We start from the raw sequence: 4,504 nt of genomic DNA, 5'->3' as shown, positions 1-4,504 counted from the left end.
GACCGCGTCGACGCCGCGCTCTCCTCCGGCATCCTCACGCAGGGCCCGCAGGTGGCCCGCTTCGAGGAGCTGGCCCGCCCCTGGACCGGCAGGGACACCGCCGCGGTCGCGTCCGGCTCGGCGGCCCTGGAGATCGCGCTGCGGATCATCGGCGTGGCGGGCCGCACGGTGCTCGTGCCGGTCAACACGTACTTCGCGACGGCGGCCGCGGCCGTGCGGGCCGGGGCGGCCGTGCGCTTCGTCGACATCGAGCTCGACGGCCTCGGGCTCGACCCGGACGCCCTGAGCGCGGCCCTCGACCGGCACCCCGACACCGCCGCCGTGCTGCCCGTCCACATCGGCGGCATCGTCTCGCCCGCCCTCGACCCGGCGCTCGCCCAGTGCCACCTGCGCGGCATCCCCGTGGTGGAGGACGCGGCGCACGCCTTCGGAGCCACGCTCGACGGACGTCCGGCGGGAAGCTTCGGCCGGCTCGGCGCCTTCTCCTTCTTCCCCACGAAGGTCGCGATGAGCGGCGAGGGCGGTCTGCTGTCCGCGGCGTCGGCGGACGACCTGGAGCAGGTGCGGCGCTGGCGCGACCACGGCAAGAGCGCCCAGGGCTCCACGCTGCACGACCGGCCCGGCGGCAACTGGCGCCTGAGCGAACTGCACGCCGCCGTCGGCACGGTGGACCTGGAGCGCTTCGCCGCCACCCTGGCCGCCCGCCGGGCGCTCGCCGCCCGGTACGACGCGCTGCTCGCCGACGTGCCCGGGATCCGCCCGCACGCCGTACCCGCCGCGGCGGGCAGCAACTACTACAAGTACCTCGCCTACCTGGATCCCGACGGGCCACTGGACCGTCCGCTCCTGAAGAAGCTCCTGCGGGAGCGGCACGGCGTGTCGCTGGCCGGTGAGGTCTACGACCACCTGCTGTGCGACCACCCCCAGTTCGCGGCAGAGCGCCGTCAGGACGCGGCCGACGGCCCGTTCGAACGGGCCCGCTGGTTCGCACGGCACCACGTCGCGCTGCCGCTGTATCCGTCCCTCACGGAGAACGAACAGATCCGGGTGGTCGCCGCACTCCGCAGCGAGCTGCCGTGACCGGCGCGACCACCGTGATCTCCGCGTTCCGCAGAGGGGAGTGGCGGACCTCGCTGGACCGGGCGCCCCTGCCGGGACCGGCGGGCAGGGAGCTCGCGCTGGTCCCGGAGATCGTCGTCGACGCGGACCGACGGTCCTGGGACGGCGCTCTGGCGGGCCTGCCCCTGCTCACGGGACGCCGCGAACTCCTGCTCACCGCACTGGACTTGTTCGACAGCGGCACCCTCACCGTCGGAGGCATCGGCGAGCAGGGCCCCGCGGCCTTCCGCGCGGCGCTGTGGGAGAGCGCGGGGCTGCCGGGCCCGCTGGTCGACCGGTGGTGCGCGATGCTGCGGGACGGCGTCCTGAAGAGGGACGACGCCCCGGAGCCCGACGGCGCGCTGGCTCTGGTGGCGCTGCCGGGCAACACCTTCACCTGTCTGGACGCGGTCTGCGACCAGGCCGAGCGCTCGGCGGGGGTGTGGCTGCGCCCGAGCCGACGCGAGCCGCTCTCCGCGGCCCGGCTCGTCGCCGCCCTGCTCGCGGCGGGCTGGCCCCGGGCCCGCCTCGGCTTCTACCCCGGTGAACAGCGCGCCCTGCACGGCCTGTTGAGGCTCACGGACCGGCACGTCGTCTACGGCGGCGCCGGGCTCGCCGCCTCCGTCCGCTCCTCCCCCGCGCTCACGCTGCACGGCCCCGGCCGGGGCTGCGCGCTGGTGCCCCCGGGCATGCCGACGGACGACGCCGTGGCCTGGCTGCTGCCGTTGATCGCGGCGGACTCGGGGCGCTTCTGCAGCAACGTACGGACCGTCGTCTGCGAGAAGCCCGACGACGCCGAGGCCCTGGGCCTGGGGCTCGCCGCCGCGCTCGACGCGCTGCTGCCGGACGGGGCGTGGCCGCTGACCGCCTTCCGGGAGCCGGACGCGGCGGAGAGCGCGACCCGCGGCATCCGCGACCGTCTCCGCCCCGGCGACCGCATCCTGACCCGTCGGCCGCCCGTCCTGCGCAGCGCGACGAACGACGTCCACGCCATGCCGCACATCGCCCTGCTGGACGGCCACTTGACGGTGTTCGAGCCGCCCCGTCATCCGCTGATCGGCCACGAAGTCCCCTTCCCCTCCGCCGCCGTCCTGAGCGCCTCCCCGCAGGCCGCGCAGGCCATCACCGCCGACTCCCTTTTCGTGTACCGCCCAGCGAAGTGAGGCCCCGCATGTCCACCGCCTTCGCCACCCTGCCCGACAGGCTGCGCGAGCGCGTCCCGGAGCTCGGCATCGACCTCGACACCTGGACGCGCCGCATGATGCGGTGGCACTTCGAGCCGGAGACCGGCAGCCCCTTCTGGGTGGCGCGGCGCGAGAAGCTCGGCTTCGACCCGGTCGAGGACATCGGCGGCTTCGCCGACCTGGACCGCTTCGGCCTCTTCGACAAGGCCGAACTGCGCGCCGCGAACGCCCGCGACCTGCGCCCGCGCGGCTACCACGACCGACCCTTCCGGGTCTTCGAGACCGGCGGCACCACGGGCACCCCCTGCCGCATCGTCAACGTCACGCGGCTCGCGTACGACGTGGAGATCTACCGCACCGTGCTGGAGGCGCGCGGGGTGGCCGGTGGCGACGTGCTCGCGATGACGCCGAGCGGGCCGCACGCCTACGGGCACTTCGTGGAAGGCCTCGCGGACAGCTGGCGCGGCGCCGTGCACGCCATCGACTTCGATCCGCGCTGGGTGAAGGCCGCGCTGCGCTCGGGCGGCGAGGCCGACGACTACACGGCCCACCTGATCGACCAGACCCGCGCCCTGCTCGCCGCCGAGCGCCCCTCGCTGCTCTTCACGACCTCACGGCTGCTCGTGGAGCTCGCGATGCGGCTGCCCCGGCCCCTTTACACGTACGGCATCCGCGCGGTCTGCACCGGCGGCACCTCGTGCACCGCCGCCGAGGCCGAGTTCCTGCGCGAGGAGCACCTGCCCGACGTGCAGTGGATCGACACGTACGGCAACACCCTGGTCGGCCACGCGCTGCAGGCCGACGCGGTGCCGGGCGCGCCCACCGGGCCGGGCGGCACCGGGCACTCCTACCACCTGCCACCGCCCTTCGCGGTGCTCCGGGTCGTCGACCCCGCCGACCCGTGGCGCGAGGTCGGGGTCGGGCAGCGCGGCCGGGTGCGCGCCACCACGCTCCTGGAGGACCTGTTCCTGCCCAACCTCCTGGAGCGGGACAGCGCGGTCAGGACCGGGCCGCACCCGTGGTTCCCCTGGGACGGGGTGGCCGCCGTGCGGCCCTTCCTGGACCCCGGGGCCGCCGAGGAGGCGGTGGAAGGCGTCTATTGACCGGTCCGTCGGCCGGTCCACCGACCCGAAGGATCGAGGGACACGCATCGTGAACCTGTCGTCGAACGGCGTACCGATACCCTTCACGCCGGAACTCTTCGGCCCGCTGCGCCCCAGCGCGGACCTGCTGGAGCCAAGGGACGCCGACGCGCTGCGGGAGCGGCTGCACGCGGACGGCTACCTGTACCTGCCGGGCCTGCTCGACCGTGCGGAGGTGCTGCGGCTGCGCGGCCGGTACTTCTCGCTCTTCCCACCGGGCCTGCTCGCGCCGGGCAGCGGACCCGAGGACGGGGTGTTCTCCGGCCGCGTGCCCGAGGACGTCCCGAACTACGGAGTGGCGGGGCACCCGGCCTACGCGTTCGTGCGCTCGGCGCCCTTCGACGACTTCGTGGCCGACCCCGCCCTGTCCACCCTCGCCGCCCAACTCCTCGACGGAAAGGCCGAGATGCTGCCCCGCCGCATCCTGCGCCACTTCCACCGCGGCACGCGGCGCGCCTCCCGGGCCCATGTCGACTTCGACTACATGGACGAGGGTTCGCCGCGCGTCGTCACCTTCTGGATCCCGGTCGGCGACTGCCCGCCGCCCACCGGCGCCCTGGTCTATCTGGAGGGCTCCCACCGGCTGCCGCCCGAGGAGTACGCCCCGCTGCGCGACGTCACCGACCGCCCCGGCGACCGGCGGCAGATCTGCCACGACCTGGAGCTGACCGCCCGCACCCTCGGCCGCCGCTGGCTGTACGCGGACTTCGCGGCGGGCGATGTGATGGTGCATCTGCCCCGCATCATCCACGCGTCCCTGGACACGACGACCGACGCGATGCGCCTCTCCGTCGACACGCGTTTCATACACTCCGGCGACACTCCGGACCCCCGCTGGCTCCGGCCGTGGTCGGCCGACGACGGGGCGTGAGCCGCCTCGCCCCCGACTGTCTCACCGCCTCATCCCCACAGCCTCACCGGCCGTCCGCCCGCCGCGTCCGACCGCTCCGCCGCCACGATCACGTCGTCGACGAGGCGGGCTTCCGGCACCGGGCACACCGGGTCCTCGCCCGTCGCGACGGCGTGCGCGAAATCGGCGAGCAGGGGCTGGTGCGGGTTGGCCGCGGGGGGAAGCAGGAG

At 74.8% G+C, this 4,504-nt stretch carries 5 protein-coding genes; 4 read left to right on the top strand and 1 reads right to left on the bottom strand.

Annotated elements, in window-relative coordinates; genetic code table 11:
* From AOK03_RS20495 to AOK03_RS20480, 4 genes are all read left to right on the top strand, one after another.
* A partial coding sequence (locus AOK03_RS20495) for a DegT/DnrJ/EryC1/StrS family aminotransferase (RefSeq protein WP_208609562.1) occupies positions 1-1,080 on the top strand: 1,080 nt, incomplete at its 5' end.
* The gene (locus AOK03_RS20490) at positions 1,077-2,261 is read left to right on the top strand and encodes a hypothetical protein (protein WP_055566766.1); all 1,185 of its coding nucleotides are present in this window, start codon (positions 1,077-1,079) and stop codon (positions 2,259-2,261) included. The genes AOK03_RS20495 and AOK03_RS20490, both read left to right, overlap by 4 nt.
* A gap of 8 nt (positions 2,262-2,269) precedes the next feature.
* Positions 2,270-3,385 (top strand): phenylacetate--CoA ligase family protein, encoded by a 1,116-nt coding sequence (locus AOK03_RS20485; protein ID WP_055566765.1) that lies wholly within the window; start codon positions 2,270-2,272, stop codon positions 3,383-3,385.
* Positions 3,386-3,434: 49 nt separating this feature from the next.
* A complete protein-coding gene (locus AOK03_RS20480) occupies positions 3,435-4,295 on the top strand; it encodes a phytanoyl-CoA dioxygenase family protein (protein ID WP_055566764.1) in 861 nt (286 codons plus the stop codon).
* Between the two features lie 29 nt (positions 4,296-4,324).
* On the opposite strand, the gene AOK03_RS20475 is transcribed toward AOK03_RS20480, so the two are convergent.
* Positions 4,325-4,504 (bottom strand): hypothetical protein (locus AOK03_RS20475; RefSeq protein ID WP_157869017.1); only part of this gene is annotated, 180 nt, incomplete at its 5' end.

The sequence above is a fragment of the Streptomyces atriruber genome (assembly GCF_001418325.1).
GTDB lineage: Bacteria > Actinomycetota > Actinomycetes > Streptomycetales > Streptomycetaceae > Streptomyces > Streptomyces atriruber.
Note: the sequence above shows the minus strand (reverse complement) of the source record. Positions and strands in the feature narration are given on the sequence as shown.

Excerpts from the sequence above, each read along its gene's own strand:
- AOK03_RS20485 (WP_055566765.1), top strand. The coding sequence starts at position 2,270 with ATGTCCACCGCCTTCGCCACCCTGCCCGACAGGCTGCGCGAGCGCGTC.